Annotated in this window: 13 protein-coding genes; 3 read left to right on the forward strand and 10 right to left on the reverse strand. The window is 65.7% G+C overall.

Going from position 1 to position 14,585, the window contains the following annotated elements; genetic code table 11:
* Positions 1 to 69 precede the first annotated feature (69 nt).
* Together hslO and MHZ91_RS06520 are read left to right on the forward strand one after the other, a co-directional pair.
* Entirely contained in the window at positions 70 to 1,002 is a 933-nt protein-coding gene (hslO, locus tag MHZ91_RS06515) for an Hsp33 family molecular chaperone HslO (RefSeq protein WP_175184269.1), read from the forward strand.
* Between the two features lie 98 nt (positions 1,003 to 1,100).
* Positions 1,101 to 1,853, forward strand: a complete 753-nt coding sequence (locus MHZ91_RS06520; protein ID WP_370647790.1) for a TadE/TadG family type IV pilus assembly protein — start codon at positions 1,101 to 1,103, stop codon at positions 1,851 to 1,853.
* A 37-nt stretch (positions 1,854 to 1,890) separates the two neighbouring features.
* Here the strand turns inward: MHZ91_RS06520 and ftsB are convergent, their stop codons facing one another.
* The 4 genes from ftsB to MHZ91_RS06540 form a co-directional block, all read right to left on the reverse strand.
* Positions 1,891 to 2,388, reverse strand: coding sequence for a cell division protein FtsB (ftsB, locus tag MHZ91_RS06525; RefSeq protein WP_175122908.1), 498 nt, complete (start codon positions 2,386 to 2,388; stop codon positions 1,891 to 1,893).
* A 66-nt stretch (positions 2,389 to 2,454) separates the two neighbouring features.
* Positions 2,455 to 3,741 (reverse strand): phosphopyruvate hydratase, encoded by a 1,287-nt coding sequence (gene eno / locus MHZ91_RS06530; RefSeq protein ID WP_054429546.1) that lies wholly within the window; start codon positions 3,739 to 3,741, stop codon positions 2,455 to 2,457.
* Between the two features lie 4 nt (positions 3,742 to 3,745).
* On the reverse strand, positions 3,746 to 4,030 hold the full coding sequence (locus MHZ91_RS06535; protein ID WP_056322046.1) for a DUF1330 domain-containing protein: 285 nt from the start codon (positions 4,028 to 4,030) through the stop codon (positions 3,746 to 3,748).
* Between the two features lie 203 nt (positions 4,031 to 4,233).
* Positions 4,234 to 5,886 (reverse strand): CTP synthase, encoded by a 1,653-nt coding sequence (locus MHZ91_RS06540; protein WP_175122909.1) that lies wholly within the window; start codon positions 5,884 to 5,886, stop codon positions 4,234 to 4,236.
* A 220-nt stretch (positions 5,887 to 6,106) separates the two neighbouring features.
* On the opposite strand from MHZ91_RS06540, the gene MHZ91_RS06545 reads away from it, so the two are divergent.
* On the forward strand, positions 6,107 to 7,105 hold the full coding sequence (locus MHZ91_RS06545; protein WP_175184267.1) for a hypothetical protein: 999 nt from the start codon (positions 6,107 to 6,109) through the stop codon (positions 7,103 to 7,105).
* An 89-nt stretch (positions 7,106 to 7,194) separates the two neighbouring features.
* Here the strand turns inward: MHZ91_RS06545 and MHZ91_RS06550 are convergent, their stop codons facing one another.
* The 6 genes from MHZ91_RS06550 to gsiB all read right to left on the reverse strand — a co-directional run bounded on the left by MHZ91_RS06550 (position 7,195) and on the right by gsiB (position 14,563).
* Positions 7,195 to 8,985: an aminopeptidase P family protein gene (locus tag MHZ91_RS06550; protein ID WP_239213019.1), complete on the reverse strand. Its 1,791-nt coding sequence runs from the start codon at positions 8,983 to 8,985 to the stop codon at positions 7,195 to 7,197.
* A gap of 14 nt (positions 8,986 to 8,999) precedes the next feature.
* A complete protein-coding gene (locus MHZ91_RS06555; RefSeq protein ID WP_175122912.1) occupies positions 9,000 to 9,833 on the reverse strand; it encodes a M55 family metallopeptidase in 834 nt (277 codons plus the stop codon).
* A 19-nt stretch (positions 9,834 to 9,852) separates the two neighbouring features.
* Positions 9,853 to 10,947, reverse strand: a complete 1,095-nt coding sequence (locus MHZ91_RS06560; protein WP_175122913.1) for a P1 family peptidase — start codon at positions 10,945 to 10,947, stop codon at positions 9,853 to 9,855.
* A gap of 145 nt (positions 10,948 to 11,092) precedes the next feature.
* Positions 11,093 to 11,992 (reverse strand): glutathione ABC transporter permease GsiD, encoded by a 900-nt coding sequence (gene gsiD, locus MHZ91_RS06565; protein WP_239213021.1) that lies wholly within the window; start codon positions 11,990 to 11,992, stop codon positions 11,093 to 11,095.
* Positions 11,993 to 11,999: 7 nt separating this feature from the next.
* Positions 12,000 to 12,920: a glutathione ABC transporter permease GsiC gene (gsiC, locus tag MHZ91_RS06570; RefSeq protein ID WP_056322028.1), complete on the reverse strand. Its 921-nt coding sequence runs from the start codon at positions 12,918 to 12,920 to the stop codon at positions 12,000 to 12,002.
* A gap of 89 nt (positions 12,921 to 13,009) precedes the next feature.
* Complete coding sequence (gene gsiB / locus MHZ91_RS06575) at positions 13,010 to 14,563, reverse strand: glutathione ABC transporter substrate-binding protein GsiB (protein ID WP_191576724.1); 1,554 nt, start codon at positions 14,561 to 14,563, stop codon at positions 13,010 to 13,012.
* Between the last annotated feature and the right edge of the window lie 22 nt (positions 14,564 to 14,585).

Consider the following 14,585-nt stretch of genomic DNA (forward strand, 5'->3'; position numbering starts at 1 on the left):
CCCCGCAAGTGCCCCAACCCCTGCTGCCAGCAGGGGGAATACCCCCCCACGATCGGCTAACATTCCGCTATGACCGATCAGCTCAAAAAATACCTTACCGAAGACCGCAGCGTCCGCGTCCAAGCGGTGCGCCTGTCTGACACGTGGAAGGCCGTCCAGGCCAACCACGATTACCCGCCCGCCATCACCGACCTGCTGGGTGAATTGGTGGCGGCATCCACCCTGCTCGCCGCCAACATCAAGTTCGATGGCTCGCTGGTGCTGCAGATCCAGGGCGACGGCCCCATCGCCCTGCTGGTGGTGGAATGCCGCTCGGACCTCAGCCTGCGCGCCACCGTCAAGATGCGCGAAGGCCACGAGGTACCCAGCACCGGCGACATGCAAAGCCTGTTGAACCCCGGCGGCAATGGACGCTTCATCGTGGTGCTGGACCCGCAGCGCAAGCTGCCCGGCCAGCAGGCCTACCAAGGCATCGTGCCGCTCGAAGGCGAGACCGTCGCCGAAGCCCTGCAACACTACATGAAGGCCTCGGAGCAGCTGGATACGCGCCTGTGGCTGTCGGCCGACGCCGACCACGCGGCCGGCATGCTGCTGCAGCGCCTGCCGCACCACGGCGGCGGCGAAACCGACCGCGCCCTGACCGAACAGGTAGCCGCCGAGACCTGGGAACGCATCAACGCCCTGGCCGGCACGCTTAAGCGCGACGAGATCCTGGCCACCGACATCGACACGCTCATCCATCGCCTGTTCTGGGAAGAAACGCTCATCGCCTTCGACCCCCAGCCGGTGAGCTGGCACTGTCCCTGCACTCGCGAGCGCGTGGCGAACATGCTGCGTTCGCTGGGCGAAGCAGAGGTCAACAGCATCCTGGAAGAGCGCGGCCAGGTCGACGTGGCCTGCGATTTCTGCGGCAAGCCTTACAAGTTCGATACGGTCGACTGCGCGGCGCTGTTCTCGGCGAGCCAGACGTCTTCCGGAGATGAGCCTCCCACCGTGCATTGATGATTGATGCGTCCCGGCGGCAAGCCCGCCGGAACGTTTTTGTCACGCCGGATTGTCCTTATCGACAGGCGGTCATGGGCGCGCCACACTGCGCAGCCATGACCGCCTTAATTTTTTCTTGCGACTTACGCGCCGTACGCCGGCAACACGGTGCCGCCGCCCTCGAGTTCGCCGTGGCAGGCGCCATCGTGCTGCTGCTGGGCCTGCTGTGCGTCGAGGCCGCGCGGTGGCACGGCGCGCGCCAGATGGCGCACCTGGCGCTGATGGAAGCGGCGCGCGCCGGCGCCACGGGCCATGGCGACCCGGCCCGGCTGCGAGCTGCCTTTCTGCAGGCGCTGCTGCCGCTGCATGCGAGCGCCAGCGGCCCGGCCGGCGCCATTGAACGGCGGGATGGCGCGATGGCAGCACTGAAGGCATTGATGGGGGCCCCGCCCTGGCGCATTGAAGTGCTGCGGCCCGACGACCAGTCGTTCCGCGAGCACGGGCGGCCGGACCTGCAGGTGGCTGGCGCGCCGGGCCTACGGACCATCGATAACGGCTACCAGGATCTGCAGCATGCCCGCCGCCCGCCACGCCCGGGCGGCCAGGACATCTTCCTGGCCAACACGCTCAAGCTGCGCCTGACGTATCTGCACAAGCCACTGCTGCCGCCGTTGCGGGCGCTGCTTGCCTTGCTGGACCGGCAGGATGGCACGTATATCGGCCACGCGCTGACCCAGGGCCTTCTGCCCATCGTGGTCGAACTGGAACACGAAATGCACACGCATCCGGTCGACTGGGCGCGCAAGCGGCCCCATCCGGAAGGCGTGGTGTACGGGGAGTGCAGGCAGTTGCGCTGCGGCTCAGGATAGGCGGGGACGCCGCGCGGTCAAAAAAAACCGCCGGGCATCACTGCCGGGCGGTGGAGTTGGAATTGTTGGCGCCGGTCGTGGCGGCGGGTCTGGCAGGCGTTGCCGACGCGGGCCGGGGGGTGGCCGTCGTCGAAGCAGGCCGGGTCGTGGGCGCGGCCGACGCAGGCCGGGCAGCCGGCGCATTTGCGCGCGCCGGGGTGCCGGTTACGGCAGGTTTGGGCGGCGCTTCGGCGGAAAGCGAGGCGCCGGCGGGCGGCTGGGTATTCTGGGGCAGGATGTGCACGAACACTTCGCCGTCCCGCATCATGCCCAGCTCTCCGCGCGCCCGCTCCTCGATGGCTCCCGATCCGCCTTCCAGATCGCGCACTTCGGCCTCAAGCGCGGCATTGCGCGCGCGCAGGCCTTCGTTGGTCTCGCGCTGCTCCGCCACCTGGCGTTGCAGATCCCAGACCTTGAACCAGCCGCCCTTACCCAGCCACAGCGGGTATTGGATCAAGCCTAGCAGCACGAACAGCACCAGGAACAACAGGCGCATACGCGGGAACCTCAACTGTCGTGGCGTGGATGCGGCCCTGGCAAGACGCCGGGGCCGCGCTTCTTATCAACGCAGGTTGTAGAAAGCTTCCAGGCCGGGGTACGACGCCACTTCAGCCAGCTCTTCTTCGATGCGCAGGAGCTGGTTGTACTTGGCCATGCGATCCGAGCGCGACAGCGAGCCGGTCTTGATCTGCATCGCGTTGGTCGCCACGGCGATGTCGGCGATGGTCGAGTCTTCGGTTTCGCCCGAACGGTGCGAGACGACGGCGGTGTAACCGGCGCGCTTGGCCATTTCGATGGCGGCAAACGTTTCGGTCAGCGTGCCGATCTGGTTGATCTTGATGAGGATCGAGTTGGCGACGCCCTTCTGGATGCCTTCACGCAGGATCTTGGTGTTGGTGACGAACAGGTCGTCGCCCACCAGCTGAACCTTCTTGCCGAGCTGGTCGGTCAGGAGCTTCCAGCCTTCCCAGTCGTTTTCGGCCATGCCGTCTTCGATTGAGATGATCGGGTACTTGTCGCACCACGTGGCCAGCAGGTTCGTGAACTCTTGCGAGGACAGCGAGATGCCGCCTTCGCCGGCCAGCGTGTACTTGCCGTCGCGGTAGAACTCGGAGCTGGCGCAGTCCAGACCCAGGGCGATCTGCGTGCCCGGCTCGTAGCCGGCTTCGGTGATGGCCTTCAGGATGAGCTGGATGGCGGCTTCGTGGCTGGGAACGTTGGGCGCGAAACCGCCCTCGTCGCCCACGGCGGTGGACATGCCCTGGCCGTGGATCAGCTTCTTGAGCATGTGGAAGACTTCAGCGCCCCAGCGCAGGGCTTCGCGGAAGCTGCCGGCGCCCACCGGCAGGATCATCAGTTCCTGCAGGTCCAGCGTGTTGTTGGCGTGCGCGCCGCCGTTGATGACGTTCATCATCGGGACGGGCATGCTCATGGGGCCGCTGCCGCCGAAATAGCGGTACAGGGACAGGCCCGATTCGTCGGCGGCGGCGCGGGCCACGGCCATGCTGGCTGCCAGGATGGCGTTGGCGCCCAGGCGCTCCTTGGACTCGGTGCCATCCAGTTCGATCAGGGTGCGATCGACGAACGTCTGTTCCTGCGCGTCCAGGCCCATCAGGGCTTCGGAGATTTCGGTATTGAGGTTTTCAACGGCGCGCAGCACGCCCTTGCCCAGATAACGGCCCTTGTCGCCGTCACGAAGTTCGATGGCTTCGCGGGCGCCGGTGGACGCGCCCGACGGCACGGCCGCACGGCCCATGGCGCCGGATTCCAGCAGCACATCGCATTCCACGGTGGGGTTGCCGCGCGAATCCAGAATCTCGCGGCCGATGATGTCGACGATTGCACTCATGACTTTACATTCCCTGAACGATAAACATATTCATGACGGCCGCGCCTTCGCGGGCATTGCGGGCACGGCGGTACTGCCAGGAATCGTAGAACGCCTGCGCCGCGGCCATGGACGGAAATTCCATGACGACGGTACGGCCGGGTTCACGCCCCTCAAGGTGCTTGGATTCGCCGCCGCGCACCAGGATCTTGGCATCGTACGCGCGCATCGCGAGCGTGGACAGACGCTTGTAGTCCTCGTACTGCGCAGGCTTGGTCACTTTGACGTCGGCGATGAGATAAGCACTCATGGGGTTCCTTCAGAGCAGTTGCGTTGGTTGGGGGCTGACGCCGGATACAACGCCGCCGCCAGTGTCGCGCAAGGCGCACGGGCGACGCATATCCGATGCTAATCGGTTGTATCCGAAAGAAGCGCCGCCGTATAGGGCGGCGCTGGGGAAACGGCCCGCGGCCCCGAGGATCCGCTTACGGAACTCAGGACCGCGGACGCGCATCAGGCCTCCTGGCCGCGGCGAGCCTTCTGCTCGATGGCGGCGCGGATGTAGCTGGAGAACAGCGGATGGCCGTCGCGCGGGGTGGACGTGAACTCCGGGTGGAACTGGACGCCGACGAACCACGGGTGGTTGGGCAGTTCCATCATTTCGGGCAGGTTCTCGGTCGGCGTGCGGGCGCTGATCACCATGCCGGCTTCTTCCAGGCGCGGCACGTAGACGTTGTTGACCTCGTAGCGGTGACGGTGACGTTCGTTCACTTCGTCGCCATAGATGGTCTGCGCGCGGGTGCCGGCCTTGATCGGCACGCGTTGCGCGCCCTTGCGCATGGTGCCGCCCAGGTCGGACGAGTTGTCGCGCTTTTCGACCTTGCCTTCGCGGTCCATCCATTCGGTGATGAGTGCAACCACCGGGTGCGGTGCGGAGGGATCGAATTCGGTGCTGTTGGCGCCGCCCAGGCCGGCGACGTGACGCGCAAATTCGATGACCGCCAGCTGCATGCCCAGGCAGATGCCCAGGTACGGCACGCCGTTTTCACGGGCGTAGCGGATGGCGGCGATCTTGCCTTCGGTGCCGCGCTTGCCGAAGCCGCCCGGAACCAGAATGGCGTCCAGGTGCTTCAACTGGTCGGTGCCGCGGGTTTCGATGTCTTCCGAGTCGATGTACTCGATGTTGATCTTCGAGCGCGTGTGGATGCCGGCGTGAACCAGGGCTTCCGTCAGCGACTTGTACGACTCGGTCAGGTCGACGTACTTGCCGACCATGCCGATGGTGAGCTGGTGCTCGGGGTGTTCCAGCGCTTCGACCAGGTTGTCCCACATGGACAGGTCGGCCGGCGGCGGGGTCAGGCCCAAGGCTTCGCAGACGATGTTGTCCACGCCTTGCTTGTGCAGCATGGCGGGGATCTTGTAGATGGAATCGGCGTCCCAGACGGAAATGACCGCGTCCAAGGGCACGTTCGAGAACATCGAGATCTTGGCGCGCTCGTCGTCCGGAATGCGGCGGTCGGCGCGGCACAGCAGCGCGTTCGGGTAGATGCCGATTTCGCGCAGTTTCTGCACCGAGTGCTGCGTGGGCTTGGTCTTCAATTCGCCGGCGGAGGCGATGAAGGGCACCAGCGTCAGGTGCACGAAGGCCGCGTTGTTGCGGCCCATGCGCAGGCTCATCTGGCGGGCGGCCTCGAGGAACGGCAGCGACTCGATGTCGCCGACCGTGCCGCCGATTTCGACGATGGCAACATCGGTGTTGCCATTCCAGCCGGCTTCGGCGCCACGGGCGATGAAGTCCTGGATTTCGTTCGTGATGTGGGGAATCACCTGGACGGTCTTGCCCAGGTAGTCGCCACGGCGCTCCTTGCGCAGCACGGATTCGTAGATCTGGCCGGTGGTGAAGTTGTTCACCTTGTGCATGCGAGCGGAAATGAAGCGCTCGTAGTGGCCCAGGTCCAGATCGGTTTCGGCGCCGTCTTCAGTGACGAACACTTCACCGTGCTGGAAGGGGCTCATCGTGCCCGGATCGACGTTGATGTAGGGGTCGAGCTTCAGCATGGTGACCTGCAAACCACGCGACTCGAGAATGGCAGCAAGCGACGCAGCGGCGATGCCCTTGCCCAGGGAAGACACCACACCGCCGGTGACAAATACGTATTTGGTCATCGTAATGAGCACCCGGGACGAGCGGGCGCGTGCGGGAAATTTGGATTATAGCCGGGCGACGCGACTTGTTTGGGTTTTCCCCTAGCGCCGTGCGGGTAACAATTGGCTGCACTCGGCAAGGCAACGCTGCGAGCCGCGCCGCGCGCACGTGCTATGGTCGCTCCCTATTTTTCGACCGCCGCCTTCCCGGCAGCGCCCTCCGTTCTTCACCCTCGCGCTGATGACCGACTCCACCCGTCCTGCCTATTCCCTTGCCTGGCGCATCGCTGTCGCCGCCGTTCTGCTGCGGCTGGCTTATTCCGTGCTGGTGCAGGCCTACACGTTGATGACGCCGTTGCCCTACGGCGACCAGATCCGCGCGAGCTACATGCAGCCGCCGGTGCTGGCCCCGCTGCTGGCCACCCTGGTGTCGACCCTGCTGGTCGTGGGCCTGACCGCCTGGTGCACGACGCGCCAGTGGCTCGCCCGGCACGATGCCGCGACCGTGAATCAGCCCGGCAGGATGCTGGCTACGTTCCTGGCCCTGCAGGCGCTCTACACGCTGTGCCTGTCCAGCGGCGTCGGCATTGCACAGAACGTGCTCATGATCGGCACGTTCAAGAGCGGCTCCTGGCTCGAGGAAGTGTTTGGTCTGGGCATCGTGGGCCGGTCCATCGCGATCAACCTGATGATCCGCGCCGTCACGATCGTGCTGGAGGTCGTCGGCATCTGGGTGGCGTTGCGCATTGCCGCGTGGACGGCAGGGCCCACCGGCCCCGGCGCCGGCCTCACGCTGACGCGGCGGCATGTGGCATGGATTTGCGGCCTGACCGTCCTGATCTGGCAGACCAGCTTCTCCATCATGCTCGGCGGCTTTCTGCAGATGCAGACGCTGGAAGCGGGATGGGCCGAGTACGCGCTGGGCTATTGGGTATTGCCAGTCGCGCTGCTGGCGCTGGTCACGATCGTGTGCCTGAAGCTGCTACCCCGCGCCTTTGAATACGCCGGCACCGGCCGGGCCGTGGCGCTGGGCAGCCTTGCGTTCTGGTTCGCGCAGGTACTGGGCCTGGGCGCCGGTCTCATCATCCTCAAGTCCATGACCTGGGAGCAGTTGGCATGGGCCGCCCAATCACCGGCGTCCGCCGCGCTGGTGCTGCTGGCCTACGGCGCATTGCTGTCGCTGGGTTGCCTGGTGGCCACGCGCCTGCTCTACCGCAATCAAGGCGGGTCCGTGCGATAGCCTCAACCGCGCGCCATGAAAAAAGGCCACGGCGTCATGCGTCGTGGCCTTTCTGCTTTGCGCCGGGCGCCGCCGGCATCAATGCAACGTCAGATCGCTGCGCAACGCAGCGTCAACCACGCCAGCGCATCACCCTCGACCAGCGGCGACAGGCGTTCGAACACCGTCTTGTGATAGTCGTTCAGCCAGTCGATCTCGTCCTCGCGCATCAGCGAAGGCTCGATGCAGCGCGTGTCGATCGGGCACATCGTCAGCGTTTCGAAGCACAGGAATTCGCCCAGCTCCGAGGTCAGCCAGCTGCGGTTGGCGACCAGGTTCTCGATGCGCACGCCCCAGCGGCCCGGACGGTAGATGCCCGGCTCGTTGGATGTGATCATGCCGGGTTCCATGGCTGTGTGCGGGCCCGGCATCGCGCGGTACGAGATGACCTGCGGGCCTTCGTGCACGTTCAGGAAATAGCCCACGCCGTGACCCGTGCCGTGTCCGTACTCCGCGCCGCCTTCCCAGATGGGCGCACGCGCGATGGCATCCAGCATGGGCGACGGCGTGCCACGCGGGAACGATGCGCGCGACAGCGCGATCATGCCCTTGAGCACCAGCGTGAAGTCGACCTTCTGGTCCGCGCTGGGCGTACCAACCGCCACCACGCGCGTGATGTCGGTGGTGCCGCCCCGGTACTGGCCGCCCGAGTCGATGAGCAACAGGCCGTCGCCCTCGATCGTGGCGTGCGATTCGGGCGTAGCGCGGTAATGCGGCATCGCGCCGTTGGCGTTGAAGCCCGCGATGGTGGCGAAGCTGGGGCAGACGTAGGCGGGACGGCGCGCGCGGGCGGCCGTGATCTGCTCGTCGATGGTCAGTTCGGTAATGGTTTCTTTGCCCAGCGCGCCTTCGAACCAGGCGAAGAATTCGCACAGCGCGGCGCCGTCCTGCGCCATCGCCTGGCGCACGTTGGCCAGCTCTGCGTCGGTCTTGCGCGACTTGAGCAGCGTGGACGGGTTGATGGCTTCCACGCGCGGCACAGCCGGGTCCATGGCATGGAACACGCCGCAGGTGACGCGGGCCGGATCGATCAGCAGCTTCTGATCCTGTTCCAGCGAAGCCAGCGCATCCGCCGCCTGGGCATAGTCCGCCACTTCGACGCCGTCCGCGGCCAGGATGGCGCGCAGGTCGTCGTCAATCTTGCCATCGGCCACGAACAGCGTGGCGTGATCCAGGCCCACCAGCGCATGGCCGACGAAGACGGGGTTGTAATCCACGTCCGCGCCGCGCAGGTTGAACAGCCAGGCGATGTCGTCGAGCGTGCAGATGAAATGCACGTCCGCGCCGTGCTTGCGCATCGCGTCGCGCACCTGCGCCAGCTTGTCGGCGCGCGTCACGCAGGCTTCGGGCGCCACGTGTTCATAAATTTTGGCGTCGGGCAGGCCGGCGCGGTCGTTCCAGACTTCGTCCAGGAGGTCTTCGCGGATTTCCAGCACGGCGCCGGACGTTGCCGCTGCAGCCGACAAGGCGCGGAAGGCGCCCAGGCCCAGCACCGCGCCGTCCACGCCGATAACGTCGCCCGCGCCGGTATTGGCGGCCAGCCAGTCGACATGGCCAGGCGTCGATGCCAGCGCAATCTTCATCAGCTGCACGCCGGTGCCGGAGAGCTGCGCTTCGGCCTGCACCCAGTAGCGGCTGTCCACCCACAGACCAGCGAAGTCCGCTGTGACCACCAGCGTGCCCACCGAGCCCGTGAAACCCGACAGCCAGCGCCGCCCTTGCCAGCGGGCCGGCAGGTATTCGGACAGGTGCGGGTCCGAGGAAGGTACGACGTAGGCGGTCAGACCGCGGCGGCTCATGGCCTGCCGCAATTGGGCAATACGGGCGTCGGTGCTAGACATGGGAGATGGGATCCTTAGCGCAACATGAAAGACATGGCGCCCAGGCTGTTCAGCGTACGGATGGCGGACTGCATGCTATCCGTGGTGAATCGCAAGGTGACGCCGTCCACGCGTTCGAGCGTGGGCCACATGCAGAACAGGTCGGCCAGTGCCGCGCTCTGCGTCTGCAACCGGCATTCTATAGGCGCGGGAATGACGAAAGGAACGGCTTTCTTGTCGCCGCCGCGCTTGAAGTTGCGCACGGCGGTTTCGGCGGCCGCGGCAATCGCGCGGCGTGACGCGGCGGGCGACAGCGTTACGCCGCTGCCCTGCCCGTGCGCGACTTTGGTCTGCACCCATTCGGCGCCGGGGAACGTATCGCGGGTTTCCGCGATAAACACATCGTCGCCGGTGCCCAGGATGACGGGCACGCCCAGTTCGCCGGCCAGCGCGCCGTACAGGCCCGCTTCGCCCAGCTCCATGCCGTTGATGACGACGCGGGCGAACGCGAAGCTGTTGATGGTGTGGGCCAGGATGCCGCGCCCCTGCGAGCGCGAGTGGTAGCCGATCATGAAGACGGCGTCGCACGCTTCTTCCAGCCCGCCCATCATGCCCAGGTAGCGCGGCTTGCCCAGCACCAGTCGGGCGCGCTCGTCCAGGCCGTCGGGCAGCAGGTTGCGAAAGCCGCCGTGCGAATCGTTGACCAGAATCTCTTCGGCGCCGCCCGCAATGGCGCCCTGCACGGCCGCGTTGGCCTCGGCGGTCATCCAGGCGCGCGCGCGCTCGTATTCGCCATTGCCGGCGCGGACCTGCTCGGGATGGAAGACGCCGGCGACGCCTTCGATATCGGTGGAAATCAGGATCTTCATGAGTTGGCCTTCAGGATATTCAGAATTCGGTAGCGGACAGCCACTGGCGCCAATCGGGCGCGGCATGGCGGATGGAATCGCGGTGATGGCCGTCGCGGCCGGTCACGCTTTCTGCGTGCCACAGCGCGGCAATGATGGCTTGCTCGCAGGACTCGGCGGCGGCTTCGAACAGCGGATCGATGCGGGCCTCATGCAGCATGGCAATCGCGGGCATGGGCGACTCGGCCAATTGCGGAATCGTGTATGCCGTGGAAAACGCCAGCGCGATGTCGCCGCTGCCGTGCCCGAACACCGAGCCGGTTCGCGCCAGGCCGGCGCCGGCGCGCAGCGACAGACGGCGCAACTGGCGCGAATCCAGCGGCGCGTCGGTGGCCACCAGCAGGATGATCGAGCCCTTCTCGGGCGCGATCACGGCGTTCTCGCCCTGCTGCGCAAGCCCTTGGTCAAGCTGGCTCGCCAGACGGCGGCCGAACGGCCTGCCCGCGACCGTCAGGTTGGGCAGGCGGCCGAAGTTCGACAGCACCAGCGCGCCCACGGTGTACTGCGGCCCGTCCTTGATCTGCGCCACGCGCGAGGCCGAGCCGATGCCGCCCTTGAACGAGAAACTGGACATGCCGCGGCCGGCGCCCACGGCGCCCTGCGCGAACTGCTTGCCGGCGGCGGCCAGCGCCGCGGCGTAATGGGATTCCTGGACTGCCAGCGCCTGGATGTCGTTCAGATAGCCGTCGTTGCACTCGAAGACCAACGGATTGACCGTGGCCATGCCGCGGCCGATGCCCGGGTTGGCGGCGACCGCCGCGCGGATCTGCGCATTGGCCACGGTGCCCACGCCGAACGTGTTGGTCAGCCCGATCGGCGTTTCCAGCACGCCCAGTTCCTGCACCTGAACCAGGCCGGTGCTTTTGCCGAAGCCGTTCAGCACGGTGGCCGCGGCCGGCGTCTTGTCCAGAAAGGCGTCGCCGCCATGCGTGCGCACGACGGTCACGCCGGTCTGCAGCGGGCCCTCGGCCAGCGTGCAATGGCCAACGGTGACGTCGCCCACGTCGCAGATCGAGTCCAGCGGCCCCGACGGCAGTACGCCGATACGCGGAATGTCCAGCGCTTGTTTGTCCATGTTCGTCTACGTGTCGCCACGCTCCAGAATGCAAAACGCCGCCACCCTGGGTCCGGGGCACGCGCTGGCAGGCGCGTGGCGGACGGAGGCGGCGGCGGAAAAATCGCCCTCCACGCCGGCCCTCGCAAGAGGCCCGGCGGCAGGTTTACTTGCGGTCGATCTTGGGATCGAGCGCGTCGCGCAGGCCGTCGCCCAGCAGGTTGAACGCCAGCACCGTCAGGAAGATCGCCAGCGCCGGGAAGATCGCGACGTGCGGTGCGATGACCATGTCGGCGCGCGCTTCGTTCAGCATTGCGCCCCACTCCGGCGTGGGAGGCGAAGCGCCCATGCCCAGGAACGACAGGCTGGCGGCCGTGATGATCGAGGTGCCGATCCGCATCGTGCCGTACACCACGATCGGCGAGATCGTGCCGGGCAGGATGTGGCGCATGATGATCGTCCAGTCGGACGCGCCCACGCTCTTGACGGCTTCGACGTACGTCATCTGCTTGATCGACAGCGTGTTGCCGCGCACCAGGCGGGCAAACGCGGGCACGCTGAACACGGCCACGGCCACGATCACGTTGACCATGCTGGAACCCAGGATGGCGACCACGCCGATGGCCAGCAGCATGCCGGGGAACGCCAGCAGCACGTCGGAGATACGCATCGTGATGCGTTCCCACCAGCCTTCGTAGTAGCCGGCCATCAGGCCCATGAAGGTGCCGACGATGGCGCCCATGGCGACCGACAGGAAACCTGCGGCCAGCGAGATGCGCGCGCCCATGACGATGCGGCTGAAGATGTCGCGGCCCAGCGAATCCACGCCCAGCCAGTGCGTCAGCGACGGACCGGCGTTCAGCGCGTCGTAGTCGAAGAAGTTCTCCGGGTCGTACGGCACGATCCACGGCGCGAAGACCGCGACGATGACCAGCAGCAGGACGAAGAGGCCCGCGCCGACGGCAAGCTTCTGCTTCTTGAATTTGCGCCAGAACTCGGTGGCAGGCGTGCGCACGTCGTTCTTGGGAACGGCGGCGATGGTTGCGGCGGGTGTCGTATTGCTCATGGCCGCCTCACTTGTAACGGATGCTGGGATTGATGACGCCATACAGCACGTCGACAATCAGGTTGATCAGGATGAATTCCAGCGAGAACAGCAGCACGAGGCCCTGGATCACCGGATAGTCGCGCTGGGTCACGGCGTCCACCAGCAGGCGGCCAAGGCCGGGCCAGTTGAACACGGTCTCGACCACAATCGAGCCGCCCAGCAGGAAGCCGAACTGCAGGCCCATCATGGTCACGACGGGAATCAGCGCATTGCGCAGCGCGTGCTTGATGATCACGCGGCGCTCGGACAAGCCCTTGGCGCGGGCGGTGCGCACGAAGTCTTCCTGTACGACTTCGACGAACGAGGCCCGCGTGAAACGCGCCATCACGGCAGCCACCGCGGCGCCCAGCGTGATGGAAGGAAGAATGTAGTGTTGCCAGGTCGATGCGCCCACGGTGGGGAGCCAGCCCAGGTTCACCGAGAAGATCTGCATCAGCATCATGCCCAGCGCGAACGCGGGGAACGAGATGCCGGACACCGCCAGCGTCATGCCGAGACGGTCAGGCCAGCGATTGCGCCATACCGCCGACACGATGCCGATGATCATGCCGAAGCCGACTGACCACACCATGCTCGCAAGGGTGAGCCACAGGGTGGGCATGAAACGGTCGGCGATTTCGGTCGAGACGGGGCGCTTGGTGCGCAGCGAGGTCCCGAGGTCGCCCTGCAGCATGTGGCTGAAGTAGCGCACGAACTGCTGCGGCAGGGGCAGATCCAGCCCAAGTTCCTTGCGCACGAGCTCGACGGTTTGCTGGTCGGCCTCGGGGCCAGCGGCCAGCCGTGCCGGGTCGCCCGGAAGCATGTGCACAAACAGGAACACGACCACCGCTACCAGCAGCAGCGTGGGGATCATGCCCAGAAGACGTTTGACGATGTAGGTCAGCATTGAAATTCCTGCAACATCGGCGGGGACACCGCGTCCCCGCCGTATGTGGCCTTACAAGGGCCCGAAGGCCCCAAGAGTTACTGCTTGGTTTACTGCTTCAGGTCGATGTCGCCGAACCAGAACGAGGTGTCCGGCTCAACGTACACGCCCGACAGGTTCTTCGACTTGACGTACAGGTTGTTCTGGGTCACCAGGAAGGCCCACGGGGCGTCCTTCCAGATGGTTTCCTGAACGTTCTTGTAGATCTCGGTCTTCTTCTCGCGGTCCGTGGTGGCCAGCGCTTGCTGGACGCCTTCGTCAACCGACTTGTTCGAGTAGTACGACACGTTGTTCAGCACCGGCGGGAACGCGGCGGTGGTCAGCAGCGGACGCAGGCCCCAGTCGGCTTCACCGGTCGAGGACGACCAGCCGGCGTAGTACATGCGGACCTTGGCGTCTTCAGGCTTTTGCACCTGTTGGACGCGCTGCACGCGCTGGCCGGATTCCAGGACTTCCACGGAAACCTTGATGCCGACCTGGGCGAGCTGCTGCTGCAGGAACTGAACGACCTTCACCGAGGTGCCGTCGTTATAGGCGGACCACAGCGTGCTTTCGAAGCCGTTGGGGTAGCCGGCTTCGGCCAGCAGGGCCTTGGCCTTCTTGATGTCGTAGGGCCATGCGCCGATCTTGTGCGCGTAGTCCACGCCTTGCGGCACGACGCCGTCGATGACGGTGGCGTAGCCCGAGAACGCGACCTTGGCCAGGGCGTCCTTGTTGATGGCGTAGTTGATGGCTTCACGCACCTTGACGTTGTCGAACGGCTTTTGCTGCGTGTTCATCGACAGGTAGCGGGCCATGATCGAGTTCTTGTGATCGACCACGTCCAGCTTGTCGTTCTTCTTCAGCACGGCGGCCTGCTCGAACGGCACCGGGAAGGCGAAGTGCGCTTCACCCGTCTGCACCACGGCGGCGCGGGTGTTGTTGTCGGTCACGGTGCGGAAGGTCAGCGTGTCGACCTTCGGGTAGCCTTGCTTCCAGTAGCCGGCGAACTTCTTGACCTTCAGGTACTCGGCCGGCTTCCATTCGACGAATTCGAACGGGCCCGTGCCGACCGGGTGGAAGCCGATTTCCTTGCCGTACTTGGCCAGGGCGGCCGGCGAGATCATCATGGCGGCCGGGTGAGCCAGCGCGTTGATGAAGGCCGAGAACGGCTTCTTCAGCGTGATCTTGACGGTCATCGGGTCGACCACTTCGGTCTTTTCGATAACGCTGAACTGGATGTAGCGCGACAGGCGGTTGTCCGGATTGGCCGGACGGTCGAAGTTGACCTTGACCGCTTCGGCGTTGAAGTCGGTGCCGTCATGGAACTTCACGCCGGGACGCAGCTTGAAGGTGTAGACCAGGCCGTCTTCGCTGACCGTGTAATCGGTCGCCAGCACCTTCTGAACCTTCAGGTCCTTGTCGAATTCGAACAGGCCTTCGTAGTAGGCCTTGCCAGCCGCCTGGTTCAGCGTGCTGTTCGTGTTGTACGGGTCCAGCGTTTCCAGCGCGATGGAAACGGCAAACGTCACGTCCTTGGCGGCGTGGGCCATCGGCGCGGTGAGCACGCCGAAGGCCAGCGCGGCAGCGGCCATCAGCTTGGTGGGGCGCAGAACTTTCATCATTGCAACTCCTGGTTCCAAAAAA

This window comes from Achromobacter sp. ACRQX (genome assembly GCF_022346505.1).
GTDB classification, from domain to species: Bacteria; Pseudomonadota; Gammaproteobacteria; order Burkholderiales; family Burkholderiaceae_B; genus Achromobacter; species Achromobacter animicus.

Excerpts from the sequence above, each read along its gene's own strand:
- MHZ91_RS06545 (WP_175184267.1), top strand. The coding sequence starts at position 6,107 with ATGACCGACTCCACCCGTCCTGCCTATTCCCTTGCCTGGCGCATCGCT.
- MHZ91_RS06540 (WP_175122909.1), bottom strand. The coding sequence starts at position 5,886 with ATGACCAAATACGTATTTGTCACCGGCGGTGTGGTGTCTTCCCTGGGC.
- hslO (WP_175184269.1), top strand. The coding sequence starts at position 70 with ATGACCGATCAGCTCAAAAAATACCTTACCGAAGACCGCAGCGTCCGC.
- MHZ91_RS06560 (WP_175122913.1), bottom strand. The coding sequence starts at position 10,947 with ATGGACAAACAAGCGCTGGACATTCCGCGTATCGGCGTACTGCCGTCG.
- gsiD (WP_239213021.1), bottom strand. The coding sequence starts at position 11,992 with ATGAGCAATACGACACCCGCCGCAACCATCGCCGCCGTTCCCAAGAAC.
- MHZ91_RS06535 (WP_056322046.1), bottom strand. The coding sequence starts at position 4,030 with ATGAGTGCTTATCTCATCGCCGACGTCAAAGTGACCAAGCCTGCGCAG.
- MHZ91_RS06550 (WP_239213019.1), bottom strand. The coding sequence starts at position 8,985 with ATGTCTAGCACCGACGCCCGTATTGCCCAATTGCGGCAGGCCATGAGC.
- ftsB (WP_175122908.1), bottom strand. The coding sequence starts at position 2,388 with ATGCGCCTGTTGTTCCTGGTGCTGTTCGTGCTGCTAGGCTTGATCCAA.
- gsiB (WP_191576724.1), bottom strand. The coding sequence starts at position 14,563 with ATGATGAAAGTTCTGCGCCCCACCAAGCTGATGGCCGCTGCCGCGCTG.
- gsiC (WP_056322028.1), bottom strand. The coding sequence starts at position 12,920 with ATGCTGACCTACATCGTCAAACGTCTTCTGGGCATGATCCCCACGCTG.
- MHZ91_RS06520 (WP_370647790.1), top strand. The coding sequence starts at position 1,101 with ATGACCGCCTTAATTTTTTCTTGCGACTTACGCGCCGTACGCCGGCAA.
- MHZ91_RS06555 (WP_175122912.1), bottom strand. The coding sequence starts at position 9,833 with ATGAAGATCCTGATTTCCACCGATATCGAAGGCGTCGCCGGCGTCTTC.
- eno (WP_054429546.1), bottom strand. The coding sequence starts at position 3,741 with ATGAGTGCAATCGTCGACATCATCGGCCGCGAGATTCTGGATTCGCGC.